This is a genomic window from Shewanella sedimentimangrovi (assembly GCF_017354965.1).
Lineage (GTDB): Bacteria > Pseudomonadota > Gammaproteobacteria > Enterobacterales > Shewanellaceae > Shewanella > Shewanella cyperi.
The window spans coordinates 849,215-864,053 of the sequence record NZ_CP071502.1; the positions used below are offsets into that span (position 1 = coordinate 849,215).

Annotated in this window: 19 protein-coding genes; 9 read left to right on the forward strand and 10 right to left on the reverse strand. The window is 58.2% G+C overall.

Annotated features, from left to right (window positions below; all coding sequences use genetic code 11):
• Positions 1 to 137 precede the first annotated feature (137 nt).
• Complete coding sequence (locus tag JYB85_RS03475; RefSeq protein WP_207381082.1) at positions 138 to 440, forward strand: DUF1289 domain-containing protein; 303 nt, start codon at positions 138 to 140, stop codon at positions 438 to 440.
• Between the two features lie 72 nt (positions 441 to 512).
• Here JYB85_RS03475 and JYB85_RS03480 read toward each other — a convergent pair whose 3' ends face one another.
• The 5 genes from JYB85_RS03480 to JYB85_RS03500 form a co-directional block, all read right to left on the reverse strand.
• Positions 513 to 1,769, reverse strand: a complete 1,257-nt coding sequence (locus JYB85_RS03480) for an ATP-binding protein (RefSeq protein WP_207381083.1) — start codon at positions 1,767 to 1,769, stop codon at positions 513 to 515.
• Between the two features lie 2 nt (positions 1,770 to 1,771).
• Positions 1,772 to 2,482, reverse strand: coding sequence for a response regulator (locus JYB85_RS03485; protein WP_207322038.1), 711 nt, complete (start codon positions 2,480 to 2,482; stop codon positions 1,772 to 1,774).
• The gene (locus JYB85_RS03490; protein ID WP_207381084.1) at positions 2,482 to 2,883 is read right to left on the reverse strand and encodes a DUF3019 domain-containing protein; all 402 of its coding nucleotides are present in this window, start codon (positions 2,881 to 2,883) and stop codon (positions 2,482 to 2,484) included. Before JYB85_RS03490 ends, JYB85_RS03485 begins: the two co-directional genes overlap by 1 nt.
• Positions 2,883 to 3,752, reverse strand: coding sequence for a MipA/OmpV family protein (locus JYB85_RS03495; RefSeq protein WP_207381085.1), 870 nt, complete (start codon positions 3,750 to 3,752; stop codon positions 2,883 to 2,885). The genes JYB85_RS03490 and JYB85_RS03495 overlap by 1 nt, the downstream gene beginning before the upstream one ends.
• A 145-nt stretch (positions 3,753 to 3,897) precedes the next feature.
• Entirely contained in the window at positions 3,898 to 4,734 is an 837-nt protein-coding gene (locus JYB85_RS03500; RefSeq protein WP_207322041.1) for a LysR family transcriptional regulator, read from the reverse strand.
• A 196-nt stretch (positions 4,735 to 4,930) separates the two neighbouring features.
• On the opposite strand from JYB85_RS03500, the gene JYB85_RS03505 reads away from it, so the two are divergent.
• From JYB85_RS03505 to JYB85_RS03515, 3 genes are all read left to right on the forward strand, one after another.
• Entirely contained in the window at positions 4,931 to 6,106 is a 1,176-nt protein-coding gene (locus JYB85_RS03505) for an acyl-CoA dehydrogenase (protein WP_207381086.1), read from the forward strand.
• Positions 6,107 to 6,261: 155 nt separating this feature from the next.
• Entirely contained in the window at positions 6,262 to 8,520 is a 2,259-nt protein-coding gene (locus tag JYB85_RS03510) for a thiamine pyrophosphate-dependent enzyme (protein ID WP_207381087.1), read from the forward strand.
• Positions 8,517 to 9,584, forward strand: coding sequence for an ACP S-malonyltransferase (locus JYB85_RS03515; protein ID WP_207381088.1), 1,068 nt, complete (start codon positions 8,517 to 8,519; stop codon positions 9,582 to 9,584). Before JYB85_RS03510 ends, JYB85_RS03515 begins: the two co-directional genes overlap by 4 nt.
• A 103-nt stretch (positions 9,585 to 9,687) precedes the next feature.
• On the opposite strand, the gene JYB85_RS03520 is transcribed toward JYB85_RS03515, so the two are convergent.
• Entirely contained in the window at positions 9,688 to 9,948 is a 261-nt protein-coding gene (locus tag JYB85_RS03520; RefSeq protein ID WP_228289680.1) for a hypothetical protein, read from the reverse strand.
• A 222-nt stretch (positions 9,949 to 10,170) separates the two neighbouring features.
• Here JYB85_RS03520 and JYB85_RS03525 point away from each other — a divergent pair, with 222 nt between their 5' ends.
• The gene (locus tag JYB85_RS03525) at positions 10,171 to 10,698 is read left to right on the forward strand and encodes a GNAT family N-acetyltransferase (RefSeq protein ID WP_207381089.1); all 528 of its coding nucleotides are present in this window, start codon (positions 10,171 to 10,173) and stop codon (positions 10,696 to 10,698) included.
• A gap of 72 nt (positions 10,699 to 10,770) precedes the next feature.
• Positions 10,771 to 11,115, forward strand: coding sequence for a DUF1971 domain-containing protein (locus JYB85_RS03530; protein ID WP_207322046.1), 345 nt, complete (start codon positions 10,771 to 10,773; stop codon positions 11,113 to 11,115).
• A gap of 6 nt (positions 11,116 to 11,121) precedes the next feature.
• On the opposite strand, the gene JYB85_RS03535 is transcribed toward JYB85_RS03530, so the two are convergent.
• Genes JYB85_RS03535 through JYB85_RS03545 form a run of 3 tightly spaced genes read right to left on the reverse strand, consistent with a single transcriptional unit; the run spans position 11,122 to position 12,588 of the window.
• Complete coding sequence (locus tag JYB85_RS03535; protein ID WP_207381090.1) at positions 11,122 to 11,541, reverse strand: VOC family protein; 420 nt, start codon at positions 11,539 to 11,541, stop codon at positions 11,122 to 11,124.
• Positions 11,542 to 11,584: 43 nt separating this feature from the next.
• Positions 11,585 to 11,983, reverse strand: coding sequence for a VOC family protein (locus JYB85_RS03540; protein WP_207381091.1), 399 nt, complete (start codon positions 11,981 to 11,983; stop codon positions 11,585 to 11,587).
• 11 nt (positions 11,984 to 11,994) lie between these two features.
• A complete protein-coding gene (locus JYB85_RS03545; protein WP_207381092.1) occupies positions 11,995 to 12,588 on the reverse strand; it encodes an NADPH-dependent FMN reductase in 594 nt (197 codons plus the stop codon).
• 139 nt (positions 12,589 to 12,727) lie between these two features.
• Between JYB85_RS03545 and JYB85_RS03550 the strand changes: the two genes are divergently transcribed.
• From JYB85_RS03550 to JYB85_RS03560, 3 genes are read left to right on the forward strand one after another with little or no spacing between them, the layout of a single operon-like run.
• On the forward strand, positions 12,728 to 13,345 hold the full coding sequence (locus JYB85_RS03550) for a helix-turn-helix transcriptional regulator (RefSeq protein ID WP_207381093.1): 618 nt from the start codon (positions 12,728 to 12,730) through the stop codon (positions 13,343 to 13,345).
• 1 nt (position 13,346) lies between these two features.
• Positions 13,347 to 14,066, forward strand: a complete 720-nt coding sequence (locus JYB85_RS03555) for a pseudouridine synthase (RefSeq protein WP_207381094.1) — start codon at positions 13,347 to 13,349, stop codon at positions 14,064 to 14,066.
• A gap of 10 nt (positions 14,067 to 14,076) precedes the next feature.
• Positions 14,077 to 14,418, forward strand: a complete 342-nt coding sequence (locus JYB85_RS03560) for an FKBP-type peptidyl-prolyl cis-trans isomerase (RefSeq protein ID WP_207325502.1) — start codon at positions 14,077 to 14,079, stop codon at positions 14,416 to 14,418.
• A 17-nt stretch (positions 14,419 to 14,435) separates the two neighbouring features.
• On the opposite strand, the gene JYB85_RS03565 is transcribed toward JYB85_RS03560, so the two are convergent.
• Positions 14,436 to 14,783, reverse strand: a complete 348-nt coding sequence (locus JYB85_RS03565) for a DUF3634 family protein (RefSeq protein ID WP_207381095.1) — start codon at positions 14,781 to 14,783, stop codon at positions 14,436 to 14,438.
• Positions 14,784 to 14,839: the final 56 nt, after the last annotated feature.

The following is a 14,839-nucleotide window of genomic DNA, read 5'->3' on the forward strand; positions in this document are numbered from 1 at the left end:
CCTTGCCCCGCTTTCTCCTTAGACCTGTTATGCCCCCTGCAATAGGCCCGCCGGGCAAATTTTCGCCTTTTTTAAGCTAAGGTGATATACCTAGACAGATGCTTGCGCCAATGCGCGGTTTTTGCTCCCGGGTAGTCATGGAACAGTTAGCGTTTTTCGATATCCCCAGCCCCTGTATCAACGTCTGTCAGAATGACAGCCGTGGCTATTGCCTGGGCTGTTTTCGAAGCCGCGATGAGCGTTTCCACTGGAACAGCTATACCGATGCCCAAAAACACGAAGTGATGCGCCTGTGTCGCGATCGCAAGCGGCGTAAGTTGCTGGCGCTGTACAAGGCCAGGCAGGAAGCGTTGGCGGTCGAGCGTGCCAATGCCAATGGCAGCCTGAACCTGGAAGAGAATGAACCCCTGCTGGACCTCGGCGACTTCAATCTCGACTGATTTAATCCGCGCCGATTCAATTTGCAACGACTCAATCTGCAACGACTCAATCTGTAACTGCTTAGGCCCGCTTCAGTCGGGATTAAAGGGAAAGCGCAGTTCAAAGCGGGTGTCGCCCGGTTGGCTGCTTAATACCACCTTGCCTTTGTGACGCTGCATTATGCGGCTGATGATGGCCAATCCCAAGCCATGGCCCTTGTTGGCATTGCGCTCCGAATCCAGCCGGTAAAAGGGCTCAAATATCCGCTGCTGTTCTGCCTCCGGGATCCCCTGACCGTCATCACTGACCTCAATGCAGGCGCCCTTGTGATTTTGCCACAGCCTGATCCTGACTTCCTTTTCGGCAAAACGCTGGGCATTGGTGATAAGGTTTTGCAGCGCCCGCTCCACCAGTGCGGCATCGGCACGGATAAGCAATGGTACCCCGGGCAGCTCAAGCTGGATTTGCGGCCCCCCACGGCGCCCCAGACGCTCGACACCCTGCTGCACCAGGGCGCCCAGCTCGCATGGTTCAAAATGGATCCCGGCCTGCTGGGACTCCAGCCTGGCATAGGTCAGCAGCTCCTGCACCAGCTCTTCAATTTCGCCTATGTCCAATTGCATGTCCTGCATCAGCTGGGTGCGTTTTTCCGGGTTTGGGCAATGGGTTGGCAATAGCGCCAGGGCAAACTTGAGTCGTGCCAGCGGGGTGCGGATCTCGTGGGACACGGCATTGGTCAGCTGTTTCTGATCATCGATAAGGGCACCTATGTGACGGGCCATTTCGTTAAAAGTGTTGGCCAGGGCTGCCACCTGGGAGCCTTTGGACAAGTTAATACGGGTATCCCAACGGGCCCGCCCCAGCGCGGCGGCGGCCTCTCGCAGAGTACGCAAATCCCGTGACAGGGGCCAGACCCACACCAGGGCCACGCCCGCAAGCAGCAGGTAAAAGAACAGGGTAAACAGCCACCTGAGATTTTCCTGCGGATCGACCCGTACCGGTCCTGCGACCAAAACCTGTTCACCAAGGCGCAGCAGATGTTGCTCATGATTGTCGTCGAGGCGGATGGTGACCAGCTGATTTTTGGACAGCTGGTCATTGTTGCCCATGGCGATATCTGCGGCGTTCACCAAGCTCAGGGGGAAATCCGGGTTCGGCGCCATGGCCTGCAGAAGGCGGGCGCGTTCCGCCGGGGGGATGGCCTTGAGCAGCTGACCCAGGGCCAGCAAGGGGGCGTCTTCACTGTGGCTGTCGGCCACCTTGCTTTGCCACAGGCTGTCCAGGGTCCAACCTATGCCGAGTACCGACAGGCTCAAAAGTAAATAGAGGCTGACAAAGAGTCGCTTCACCGTCAGCTGTTCCAGGCTTCGGGAGCAAACAGGTAGCCCTGACCCCAAACCGTCTTGATCCGAAACGGGGTATCCAGGTTATCCCCGAGTTTTTTGCGCAGCCTGGAGATGCGCACATCTATCTTCCTGTCCCGACCGTCGAAGTCTATGTTCAGCAGGTAATGGTAGATGTACTGCCGGCTCAGTACCTGACCGGCCTGTGAGGCCAGCAGCCACAGCAGTTCGAACTCGTGACTGGTGAGATCCACTTGCCTGTCTCCCAGACGGATCATCTGGGTGTGGGGATCGATACTGAGTTTGCCAAAGGTCAGGCTCTTGCTGTCGCTGGGCTTGGGCGGCTGACTGTGGCGCCTGAGCAGATTATTGATCCTCGCCACCAAGAGTGCCGGGTCCACGGGTTTGACCACGTAGTCATCGGCACCGAGTTCCAGGCCCTTGATTTGATCTTCACTGCTTCCCAGGGCGCTCATCAGCAATATCGGACCGGAGAAGTAATCCGGCAGCTTCTCACACAGGCTCAGGCCATCCATTCCCGGCAGCATGATATCCAGCAGTATGATGTCGGGATGATAGTTGATCAGCCGGGTCAATACCGTATCGCCGCGGCGTTCCACTTCCACGTGCATATCGTGGGTCTTGAGAAAGTCCACTATCAGGTTAGCCAGGCGGATATCGTCCTCCACCAAGAGGACACGATAAAGGGGCTGGTTCATCAGAATAAACTCCAGGGATTACGGAAACGTCTTCTGAAACTGGACTCGGTCACAGGTTTAACCTGCAACCTTGCCTCGGCCAGAGGTTGACTGTCAGACTTGTCCAGCAAGACAAATTCTACGTCCCTGTCGGCGCTGATATTAATGGTGAGCTCGGTGAGTCCTTCTTCGGGGCACCAGAGTGCCGGGGTCTCAAGTTTGGCCTCTATGCAGATGGGACCCGGTGCCGTCCATTGCAGCTCCAGGCGAATGTCACAGTCGTTGGCATCCTTCTCTGTCAGGCACAGGCTGGGCCTGAGGCTCAGTGAAGGCTCGGGTGCTATATCCCCCCGGGCCTCGTCCTGCAGCAGAAGCAATAAGATCAATAGGATGTAGAATCTTGATGCCATGGTCACATTCATCAGAAGCTGTACCCTATGCCGAGAAAGTAAGCCAGGCTGTCATCTTCCACCACCAGAGGGCTGGCGCTGATACTTTCAGCCAGGCGGGTGTAGCGCACCATGCCCAGCAGCTCCCAGTGTTTTGCCAGCGGGTAGCTGAGGTTGAGTTCAAGACCCCGGTTCCAGCCCGCGGTGGCCTGATAGGTTTGACTCCAGTAAAGATTTTCCGTGGGCCTCACGCCGTAGTAGTAAGCCACCAGGTCCTTGCTCTTCCAGTCAGCAAACACCGAGGCTGTGGTGGTCAGGTCGCCAAAATTGATCCCGTACTCCCATTTGAACTGGACTTCACTGCCCTGGTGGACCCCAAACAGGTCGTGCATCCAGGCCAGCTTGAATATCCCAAGCTCACTGAAGTAATAAGCTTCCAATCCCCCCAAATAGGTGAAATTCCGGGTCTCCAGTTCATCAAAGCTGGTCAGTTCATCTTCGCCACTGGGGTCTATTACCGGGCCCTGATCTATCGGCACATCCCTGTTGCTCAGATTGCCGGTAATAAACAGGTTGGCCGGATCCCAGCGATCGAAATAGGCCCTGTCGCTGGCGAAGTTGCCGGCGAGGTTAAGGCTGAAGTGACTGTCTTCCCACAGTATGTAGCCCAGGCTGCCGTTATCGAAATACCAGTCATCACCGTAGTAGGCTATCTCGGGTACCAGGTAAAGGGGGATGTCATTATGTTCACGCAGCGGATTGCTGCGCTCGCCATAACCCAGGGCCAGCCCCAATTCCCAACTATTACTCTCAATACACCCATGCTGTGCATCGCAACCCGGGGCAGCCCAGGCCGCAGGCAACAGCAATAGCGCAGTGCAAAAACTGAGAAGTTTAATCATTGTTGATTTGACGTTACTGAATCTGTTGAGGGGCACAAAAGTAACATTAATCGCAAATATCAGCAGCGGCAAATTCCCGGCTGTTGCAAATTGATACTTTGGTTACAAAAAAGCAGCAGGCCCCTTATCGCCCGGCGTGGCGCCGTTAGCGGAACAGATTGCACAGGGCAGAGAGTTGCTTTTGCTGTGGGGTTTGGGCCTGTCCCAGGGGCATGGCCAGGCCGACGGTGCGTTTTAGTTCAATGTCCGCCAGCGGGCGGAACACTATATCCTGCTGCTCCAGCAGCGCCGGAATGGCCGGCACCAGGGCTATTCCCAGCCCCGCCGCCACCAAGCCTACGGCGTATTCCACCGTCTGGATCCTGGCCCTGACCTGCAGCTTGATACCCTCCATATCCAGCAGCTGCTGCAGGCTGGTCAGCGCCTCACAGGGAGCCCTGTGAATAAAGGGCTGCTGATGCAAATCCTCCAGCCTGACCGCACTTTTCAGCCCCAGACTCATGGACGGGGGGATGGCCAGCACATAGGTGTCGTGCCACATGGGCAGAAAACTCTCGTTGATCCCCAGATCGCTGGTGGTAATGATGCGGGCATCGCTGTCCTCTGTAGGTTCCACCAGGGTGAGATCCATATCCGGACAGGCAGCGGTGAACTCCTTGAGCAGCATACTCATGCGCTGCACCCCGAGGGAGCGGATAAGCCCAAGGCGGAAGGGCACCTGGATTTCCTGTTTGGCAAACAGCGACTGGATGGCGCGGGATTCGTTCAGCAGTCGCCGCGCCAAAGGATAAAGCCGCATGCCGGCATCCGTGGGGGTAATGCCCTTGCCGTGGCGATGAAACAGCTGGGTATTGAGCTCGGATTCCAGTTGTGAGATGGCGGCAGAAATCGACGGCTGGGCAATGTAGCAGTGCTTGGCGGCGGCACTGATGCTGCCCTTCTCCAGCACAACTACGAAGTAATTCAAGCTCTTGAGATTCATCTTTACCTCAGCGTCAGATATAGGGAAAAGCTATGGATGTTAAAGAAAAAGAATATTTTTCCTAATTCAGCATTATGCCTATGCTAATGCCATTCGCAAATTCCCCGGACACTTTTGCCCGGGAGTTCACATAACCGCAGCCCTAAGCTCTGCCGACCAAGTTCGGAACTTAAGCGCCAAAAATAAGGACAACCCTATGACCCGCGTTCATTTTGACTGGCAAGACCCGTTGCAATTCAATTCCCTGCTGACCGAAGAAGAGCGGATGATCCGCGACATGGTCCATGGCTATGCCCAGGACAAGCTGATGAGCCGGGTGCTGATGGCCAACCGCGAAGAGCACTTCGATCGCGAAATCATGAACGAGCTGGGTGAACTGGGCCTGTTGGGGCTCACCCTGCCGGAGCAGTACGGCTGCGCCAACGCCAACTATGTCAGCTATGGTCTGGTGGCCCGGGAAGTGGAGCGGGTCGACAGCGGTTATCGCAGCGCCATGAGCGTGCAGTCCTCGCTGGTGATGCACCCTATCTACGCCTATGGCTCCGAGGCCCAGCGCATGAAGTACCTGCCCAAGCTCGCCACCGGTGAGTGGGTCGGCTGTTTCGGCCTGACCGAACCCGATGTGGGCTCGGATCCTGCCGGTATGAAAACCCGCGCCGAGCGCATCGATGGCGGCTATCGCATCAACGGTGCCAAGATGTGGATCACCAACAGCCCCATAGCCGATGTGTTCGTGGTTTGGGCCAAGCTCGACGGCGTGATCCGCGGCTTCGTGCTGGAGAAGGGTATGAAGGGTCTGTCTGCACCCAAGATTGAGGGCAAGTTCTCCCTGCGTGCCTCCATCACAGGTGAAATCGTCATGGACAACGTGGAAGTGGGCGAAGATGCACTGCTGCCAAACGTTGAAGGTTTGAAAGGTCCCTTTGGTTGCCTCAACAAGGCCCGTTACGGTATTGCCTGGGGCGCATTGGGCGCCGCCGAATTCTGCTGGCACGCAGCCCGTCAGTACAGCCTCGACCGGATCCAGTTCAACCGTCCCCTGGCGGCCACCCAGCTCATTCAGAAGAAGTTGGCCGACATGCAAACCGAAATCACCACGGGTCTGTTTGCCTGTCTGCAGGCCGGTCGCCTGATGGATCAGGATGCACTGCCGGTGGAAGCCATTTCCCTTATCAAGCGTAACTCCTGCGGCAAGGCGCTGGATATCGCCCGCGTCGCCCGTGACATGCACGGCGGCAATGGCATCAGCGACGAATTCCACGTTATCCGCCATGTGATGAACCTGGAAGCCGTCAACACCTACGAAGGCACCCACGACATCCACGCGTTGATCCTGGGTCGTGCCCAAACCGGCATCCAGGCCTTCGGCTGATTGCATTATTCCAGGGGGCCGACGGCCCCCTGCTTTTTTGTCGAACCCGGGGGCTTGCAGTCTGGCCCCCGGCATTTTGCCGTGGCCGGTTGCGGCCGCGGATGACGCCACTGAACGCCACAAACTAAAGGTGGCCTTGCAAGGCAGGATGGGCAATGGAAGACAGAGCGATAGCCATAGACAAACAATTTCTGGAGCGGGTCGGCGACGGCTCGGTCCTGAACATACTCAATGACATCAGCGAGGGCTGGGATCACCGCAGCCTGGGGCTGAGCGACGCCGACTTTGTTGGTATTTTCGAATCCCAGCTCAAGAGCCGTTTGCTGGATTTGGAATCGCGGCGCATGCGGGCCCGCAATCAGGGTTTTTATACCATTGGTTCTTCGGGGCACGAGGGCAACGCCGCCGTGGCCGCAGCGCTGCGGCCGACGGACATGGCATTTTTGCACTACCGCAGCGGCGCCTTTATGGTGGAGCGCGGTCGCCAGGTGCCGGGGGAAACCCAGCTGTGGGATATGCTGCTGTCCTTTGCCGCCTCCAGTGAAGATCCGATTTCCGGCGGTCGCCACAAGGTGCTGGGCAGCAAGACCCTGCTGATCCCGCCCCAGACCTCCACCATTGCCTCCCACTTGCCCAAGGCCGTGGGTGCCGCCCTCAGTATTCCGCTGACCAGTCGGCTCGGGGTTGAGGCCGTGATGCCCCATGATGCCCTGGTGATGTGTAACTTCGGTGATGCCTCTGCCAACCACGCCAGCGCCCAGACCGCCATCAATGCCGCCGGTTGGGCCGCCTATCAGGGCGTACCGTTGCCGCTGATGTTTGTCTGTGAAGACAACGGCATAGGCATTTCCACCGCCACCCCCAAAGGGTGGATCCGCGCCAACTTTGAGCACAGACCCGGGATCCAGTATTTTTACTGTGACGGCCGCGATCTGCTCGACACTTTCAAGGTGACCCGCGAAGCCGCCGACTGGTGCCGTCGTCATCGCAAACCCGTGTTCCTGCATGTGCGCACCGTGCGCCTGATGGGCCATGCCGGCAGCGATGCCGAAATTGCCTACCTGCCGAAGGAGCGTATTTTTGCCACCGAGGCCCAGGATCCCCTGCTGGTGAGTGCCGCCCAGCTGATCGATGCCGGTCTGATGACGCCAGCTGCCATTGTCGACTTGTACCAGGAACTCAAGGCCCGAATCGGTGCCATCGCCCTGGTGGCCGCCGGCAGGCCCAAGCTCACCACGGCCAAAGATGCCATGGCCAGTATAGTGCCCCCCAAGGCCGATGTTGCCCCCATCACTCCGCTGGACGATGCCCAGCTCGGCGAGCTGTTCAAGGCAGACCGCCAGTCCATCGGCAAACCGGTGCACATGGGCAAGCTGATTAACCTGGCCCTGACCGAACTGATGGCCAGCCGCGACAACATAGTGATTTGCGGTGAAGACGTGGGCAAGAAAGGCGGGGTCTACGGCGTCACTTCGCGCCTGGTGGACCGCTTTGGTCCCAACCGGGTGATCAACACCCTGTTGGATGAAACCTCCATTCTGGGTATGGCCACGGGTATGGCCCATAACGGCCTGCTGCCAATCCCGGAGATCCAGTTCCTGGCCTATGTGCACAATGCCGAAGATCAGATCCGCGGTGAGGCCGCGACCCTGTCCTTCTTCTCCAACGGTCAGTTCACCAACCCCATGGTGATCCGCATCGCCGGTCTGGCCTACCAGAAGGGCTTTGGCGGTCATTTCCACAATGACAACTCCTTCACCCTGTTCCGGGATATTCCCGGGCTGATCCTCGCCTGTCCATCCAACGGCAAGGATGCGGTGGAGATGCTGCGTGAATGCGTGCGTCTGGCGCGGGAAGAGCAGCGGGTGGTGGTGTTCCTCGAACCCATTGCCCTGTACATGACCCGGGATCTGCATGAAGCAGGCGACAGCCTGTGGGCCGCAGATTATGTGCCCGAACGCGAGGCGACCCCCATAGCGCTCGGCGAACCCGGCATCCATGGCAAGGGCAAAGACCTGTGCATCATCACCTACGGCAACGGCTATTTCCTCAGCCGCCAGGCCGAGAAGCAGCTCAGGGAGCAGGGCATAGACTGCACCATAATGGACTTGCGCTTCCTGGTGCCCCTGAACGAGCAGGCCATAGCCGAGCAGGCAAGCCAATGCCGCCACGTGCTGATTGTCGACGAATGTCGCCGCAGCGGCTCGGTGTCTGAGGCCATAGTCACGGCGCTGCATGAACGTCTGGGGGCAGCCTGTCCGCCGCTGGCACGCCTTAACGCCGAGGACTGCTTTATTCCGCTGGCCGATGCCGCCACCCTGCCGCTGCCGAGCCGCGACAGTATAGTGGCCGCAGCCCTTGCCCTGGTGCAAAAGGGCACGGCAGACATAATCAACATGGAGGCCCGCGCATGAGCCAGACAACAGAAAACCGCGTCAAAGAGCGGGTGGTGGTCATAGCCCCGGGCCGTGGCTGCTACAACAAGGAAGAGCTGGGCTACCTGGCGCGGCTGCACCCCGACAAGCAGGACTTTATTGCCGATATCGACAGTTACCGCCGGGCCTGTGGCCAGAGTTCCATTGCCGCACTGGACGGTGAATCCAAGTATTCCTTCAAGCTGCACACCCCGGGCGAAAATGCCTCGGCACTGATCTACGCCTGTGCCATGGCCGATTTTATGGACATAGACAGGGAGCGCTTTGAGATAGTGGCGGTCACGGGCAACTCCATGGGCTGGTACATAGCCCTGGCGCTGGCCGGCGCCCTGGATGCCGAAGGCGCCATAGGGGTGATCAATACCATGGGCTCCATGATGGCCGATGGCCTTATCGGCGGTCAGTTGATTTATCCCGAAATGGATGAAAAGTGGCACAAAGATGGGGCTAAAAGCGCGCTTATCGACAATGTCATAGCCCAGGTGAACCAGACCGAGGGCTGCGCCCTGTTCACGTCCATCTTCCTCGGTGGCTACCGGGTGCTGGCGGGCAACGAGGCCGGCCTCAAGCTGGCCGAAAGCCTGCTGCCGTCACTGGAAGACCGTTACCCCATGCGCCTTTATAACCACGGCGCCTTCCACTCGCCGCTGCTGGGGGCCATTTCCGAGCGCGGCAAGCGCGAGCTGCCCGAAAGCCTGTTCCGCAAGCCCACCATCCCCATGGTGGACGGACGCGGGCAGATCTGGACCCAATACAGCACAGACACCCACAAACTGTGGGATTACACCCTGGGGCATCAGGTGCTTGAGCCCTATGACTTCAGCAAGGCGGTGGCGGTGGCGGTCAAAGAGTTCGCGCCGGACCGGGTGTTGGTGCTGGGGCCGGGCAATACCTTGGGTGGCCCTGTGGCCCAGAGCCTTATCGACATCAACTGGTTTGGCTGGGCCGACAAGGCCGGCTTCAGCGCTGGCCAGGCCGAGGACCCGCGGATGCTGGCACTGGGAATGGAAAGCCAGCGCTCAGCGGCACTGAAACAAAAATAACCTTCCAAGGCCCCCTCAGCGGGGCCTTGATTTTTCACCGTCCCCGCAGCTTGGCAAGCGGCGCGGGGGCAGGCCTCTATTTGGCTTTAGCCAGTATCCCGGGTTAATCCAGGGACGTCAGTGGCTGGTAGCCCATCTCGTTCAACTGCTCGTTGAGGCAGCCCAGCAAGAATTTTTGCATGTCGGCGGCTTCCACCTGATCTTCCAGGGCAATTTGCTGACACACGGCCTTGATCTGCACTACATCTTCCGTGGGGGCGGGGGGTAAATCCGTGACCGGCTCATCCTCGGTGGCGCTGAGCGGCTGTGACAGCAGGGCCAGCAACAGGACAGACAGGGAGGAGAGGGCGGGGAGGTTACGCATTTTTTTTCCTTTAACTTAATAGGTTACCGGCCAATGGTGACGCTTGGCACCATTCCAATGCCGGTGACGGCGCCATTCTGACAGCTGAGTCAATAGTTGCATATTGATATATTTTCCCATTGTCGGTGAGCAAATTTTTCCTTGATGTCTTTTCGGCAACCCTTGCCTGTTGGCCTTTTAAGCTGGCATATTCAAGTAGTTATTTTTCAAGGAATATTCATCATGTATCCCGAACCGCTGCAAGATCAGAAGGGGCGCATCAAGCTGCGTCACAGCGAGGACTCAGATGCCGCCGCCGTGCGTGCCATCTATGCCCAGCCCAGTTGTTTCGCCTCCACCCTGCAGGCGCCCTTTCCATCCCTGGCGCGCTGGCAGCAAAGGCTCGGCAGTCTGCCGGACAATTGCTACAGCCTGGTGGCCGAAATCGATGGTGAAGTGGTGGGCCAGATTGGCATGGAAGTCTGCACCGCCCCCAGACGCAAGCACGTGGCAAACATGGGGATGGCGGTCAGTGAGGATTTTCAGGGCATAGGCGTGGGCTCGGCCCTGTTGGCGGCCATGATGGACTTGGCCCATAACTGGCTGGCGGTGCGCCGCATCGAGCTTGAGGTGTACACGGACAATCATGCGGCCATTCGCCTGTATAAACGCCACGGCTTTGTTATCGAAGGCGAGGCCATAGGCTATGGTTTTCGCAACGGTGAATACGTGGATGCCTTCCTGATGGCCAGCCTGAGGGAATTCAGTTGAATCATTTGCCGGGGCAGATGCCACGGCTTGGATTACACTTTATCCGGGTAATATTCCGAAGGAGCTGTCGCCATGATCCCCAAAGCTTGTATCAAGCTTGGTACTACCACGACCTTTGACAGTCGCAAAGCGCCGCAGCAGCTGCTGCAGCCCCATATCCCCAAAGCCGGATTCCATTGCCGGCTGGAGTTGCTCAGTGGTGAGCTGGACTACCTGAGCCTGCGCGCCGATGGTCAGCCATTGCAGCTCAGGCTCAAGGCCAATGAACGGGTGCTGTTGCACTCGGGTCACAGCTATTGCCTCAAGCCCCTGGCGGAAACCGCACAATTCCGCTTCAGTGTGTTCGCCACACCGGGTCAGGGGAGCCCGGGAGAGCAGAGCCTGAGCCAGTTTCTTGCCCCCGGCAGCGATAGCTGAGGCCGCTCAGGAATACTGGTTCCTGACTGCCGGCAAGTCACTTAAGTACTCGACAAACTCCACCTCGAAACCATCGGGGTCGAGGAAATAGAGATTGCGGCGGCCGCTGTCCGGTGCCCCGTCCTTGGCCACAGGAAACCCGGCCTGCGCCAGTCTTCCCACCAGGGCATCTAAGTTATCCACCACAAAGGCAAAGTGAGCCAGGCCGGTCTGGTGACCCGTCAGATCCCGGTTATCCCCCTCGGCATCGTTATTGAGCGCCAGGTATTGATAGTCATCGCCAAAGTGCAGCCATTGACGCGGCTTGCCGTACCAACTGCCATCACCGCCGCCGCGCACTTGCCAATGGGGAAAGGCGGCCCGGTAAAAACTCAGGCTGCGTTCAAGGTCTTTTACCACCAGGTTGATGTGTTCCAGTCTGATCATGATTGACTCCTTGTAAGGCTATTCGGCACCAGAGACCCTGGTGTCATGCCGTTGCATTCTTGCGGATATCCACCCGCCAGGGTGGGCTCAGGCGGTTGTCGCCACCATGGAACAACACCACCTGGTTGCCGGCGGGATCCCTGAGTCTGGCCTCGCGCCACAGCCAGCGCTCGTCCCTGGGCAGGGATTCAAAAGCCAGGCCCGCCTGCTGCAATTCTTCCACCCAGGCATCGAGCCGGTCCGATTCAAAGTAAATGCGCCAGCCGCTCTCTTGCAGCATCTGCGCATCCACCAGGTGCAGGGAAAAGCTGCTGTCACCCTCGGGGCAGACGAAGCGGGCATAGTGGGGTGTGTCCACTATCTGGACGGCACCCAGGGTCAGGTAGAAGTCGACTGCGGCGGCGAGATCTGTCGCCGGCAGGGTTATTTGGTTCATTCTCATCAGTTATCTCCTTACATGCCGTAACGGAAAGGATCCCGGTATTCTTTGAGTGGTTGCAGTGCCTTTGCGTAATGCCCAAGCAACTCCAGGCTGGCATCTATGCGCTCACGGATGGCGATATCGTGTGGCAGTTGCGCTTCCCTGGGCTGGGGATGGAGCATTTCATCCACGTCCCGGACTATGATGTTGGCGGGGATAAATACCAATTTGTTGTTTTTATTGCCGCTTTGCATCAGTTCCCCCAGGGGGAACACGCCGTTGATGCCGGCGCTGACCGACACCAACAGCGCCGGTTTGTGGCCGGTGACCGGCACGCTGGCGTTCATCAGCAATTGCTTTAACAGTGGTGTTGCCATGCCGCTCCACTCGGGGGTGATCAGTATGTAGGCGTCCGATGCGGCCAGTTTCGGCTCCAGCACCTGCCAATCGGTGCCCTTGCTTTCCTGGCTGTCGCCATCCCAAAAGGGCAATGACAGCTCGGCCAGATCCACCACTTCCAGTTGTGCAAAGTGTCCCTGGCGTTCCGCTTCCTGTGCCAGAAAGCGCGCGACCCGGCCGCTTTGGGAGGGGTGACGTTGGCTGCCATTGATTATGGTGAGTCGCATTTTGTAAATCCTTTGGTTTGCAAATTAATTTATAAACTAATTGGTTTACTTAATCCTGTAAAGATAAAATAAATAAAAAGGTTTACTTAATCTGAAGATCAGCAATAATGCTGACAAGCACAGTAAGTACCGGATACAGATGAAGACCACAGACAAGATCCTTGAGCGCCTGAAATTGCACGGCCCCCAGACCGCCAACGAGCTGGCGGCCGAGCTGGGATTGACCTCCATGGGGGTGCGCCAGCATCTGCTGTCTTTGGAGGCCCAGGGCCTGCTGGGTTTTGAGGACAGGAGTGAGGGGCGTGGTCGTCCGGCGCGGTATTGGTGCCTGACCGAGGCCAGCCAGAACCATTTTGGCGATCGCCACGAGGATCTCACCCTGAGACTGATAGAGTCGGTCAAGGTCATCTTCGGCGATGAGGGGCTGGACAAGCTTATAGGTCACAGGGAGCAGGCCAGCGCGGCTCAATATGCTGCGGCCATGGCCGGCTGTGATAATTTGCGCGCCAGATTGGAAGCCCTGGCGACGGAGCGCAGTCGTGAGGGCTATATGGCCGAGGTGCAAGAGGATGAGCGTGGTCTGTGGCTGCTGGAAAACCACTGTCCCATCTGTGCCGCCGCCCGTGAGTGCCAGAATTTTTGCCGCTCCGAGCTTAAGCTGTTCAGCGAGCTCTTGGGTCCCGGGGTCAGCGTCAGCCGCGAGGAGCATATCCTCGGTGGCGCCCGTCGCTGTGCCTATCTGATCAAGGCCGACTGAGATGCGCGGCAAGCGAGGGCGACTCGACCGGCTGCTGGCGGTGCATCTGCAGATCCCCCGCAAAAGAGTGCGGGCCCTGTTGGCCGAGGGGCGCATCAGCCTTAACGGTGATACTGTCAGCGCGCCGGATCTCCAGGTGGATGAGTTCTGCAAGTTGGCGCTGGATGGCGAATTATTGCTGGGCTGGGATCCCGTCTATCTGATGTTGCACAAGCCCGCCGGGATCATTAGCGCCACCAGTGACGCCGAGCAGGCGACCCTGATGCAGCTGTTGCCCGAGGCGCTGCATCCCGGGCTGCATATAGTGGGACGGCTCGACAAACACAGCTCGGGTCTGGTGCTGCTGACCAACGACAGCCGTTGGTCCGAGAGCCTGATGCAGCCCGATGCCCATGTGCCCAAGCTTTACCGGGTGACCCTGGCCAATCCCGTAGCGCCGGAGGCGGTGCAGGCCTTTGCCGAGGGCATGTATTTCGGTTTTGAGGACATCACCACCCGCCCGGCCCGCCTGGTCATAGAAGCTCCCCGGGTGGCACTGGTGGAGCTGACCGAGGGCCGTTACCATCAAATCAAGCGCATGTTTGGCCGCTTTCGCAACCCTGTTGTGACACTGCACCGCCTCAAGGTGGGCAATATCAGCTTGGATGCCGATTTGGCTCCGGGGCAGTGGCGCCATCTAAGCGCCGAAGAAGTGGCCGATGCCAGAAAAATAGTTGAATAAGGACAATAAGATGTCAGCTGAATTGCAAATCGAGGATATCAAGCTTGGCGACGGCAAGACCGCGGTCAAGGGAGCACTCATTACCACCCATTACGAGGGCTTTCTCGCCGATGGCAGCAAGTTCGATTCCTCCCGCGACAAGGGCCGTCCCTTCCAGTGTGTAATAGGCACAGGTCGGGTGATCAAGGGCTGGGATCAGGGCCTGATGGGCATGCAGGTGGGCGGGGTGCGCAGATTAAAAGTGCCGGCCCATTTGGCCTATGGTGAGCGGCAGATGGGCGATAAGATACCGCCCAATTCCGATCTGACCTTCGAGATAGAGCTGCTGGAAGTGCTGACCCGGGACGACTGAGCCGGGCGCTTTGCCCTTCAGCCGGTCTGCTTGCTGTTGTCCAGGGTTTTCTTGTCGTAATACTCGAACGGAAACAGGTTGCGCAGCCTCTGGATAATGGCTTCTCCCACATTGGCTGATACGTGCAGCCGCACATCCCCCAAGCGTTCGGCCCGCACAGTGCAGGTCAGTTTCTCCGCCTTGGCAATGGCCCGGCACTCACGCTCGAATTTTTCCGGGATCTTGCCCTTGTGACTCACCAGACGGCCTTGTTTGAAATGCATTTCGAACAGGGTTAATCCCTTGCGACTTCCGGCAAAAAACAGCCGGTACAGCAAGGCGAGACCTATGAGGACAAAGACGATTTTCAGCACTGTGGCTACCATGGCATTTCCTTGTGGTGTTTTTGTTAAAGATACGCCCTAACTTTTATCCGGAAAAG